1 protein-coding gene is annotated in these 876 nt (G+C 63.1%); it reads left to right on the forward strand.

Features of this window, described 5'->3' with window-relative positions; genetic code table 11:
* Positions 1-876: cbb3-type cytochrome c oxidase subunit I (locus V7793_RS37930; RefSeq protein ID WP_336014309.1), on the forward strand; the 876-nt coding region annotated here is incomplete at both ends.

An 876-nucleotide genomic window follows, 5' to 3' on the forward strand; every position in this document is an offset into this window, starting at 1 on the left:
TCGCCGGGTGTGGGCGCCGATATGTGGATCATGGGTCTGGCCTTCTCGGGCTTCGGCACGATCCTCGGTTCGGTCAACTTCATCACCACGATCATCTGCATGCGCGCGCCGGGCATGACGATGTTCCGCATGCCGATCTTCACCTGGAACGTGCTGCTGACCGGTGTGCTGGTCCTGCTGGCCTTCCCGGTGCTGGCGGCGGCGCTGTTCGCCCTGGAGGCGGACCGTAAGTTCGGGGCCCATGTCTTCGACGCGGCCAACGGCGGTGCGCTCCTGTGGCAGCACCTCTTCTGGTTCTTCGGTCACCCCGAGGTGTACATCATCGCGCTGCCGTTCTTCGGCATCATCTCCGAGGTCATCCCGGTCTTCTCCCGCAAGCCGATGTTCGGCTACTGGGGTCTGATCGCGGCGACGATCTCGATCGCGGGTCTGTCGGTGACGGTGTGGGCGCACCACATGTACGTCACGGGCGGTGTGCTGCTGCCGTTCTTCTCCTTCATGACCTTCCTGATCGCGGTCCCGACCGGTGTGAAGTTCTTCAACTGGATCGGCACCATGTGGAAGGGCTCGCTGTCCTTCGAGACCCCGATGCTCTGGGCCGTCGGCTTCCTGATCACCTTCACCTTCGGTGGTCTGACCGGCGTCATCCTGGCCTCGCCGCCGATGGACTTCCACGTCTCCGACTCGTACTTCGTGGTCGCGCACTTCCACTACGTCATCTTCGGCACCGTGGTGTTCGCGATGTTCTCCGGCTTCCACTTCTGGTGGCCGAAGTTCACGGGCAAGATGCTGGACGAGAAGCTCGGCAAGATCACCTTCTGGACGCTGTTCGTGGGCTTCCACGGCACGTTCCTGGTGCAGCACTGGCTCGGCGCC

This window comes from Streptomyces sp. KLMMK, assembly GCF_036961605.1.
GTDB classification, from domain to species: domain Bacteria; phylum Actinomycetota; class Actinomycetes; order Streptomycetales; family Streptomycetaceae; genus Streptomyces; species Streptomyces telluris.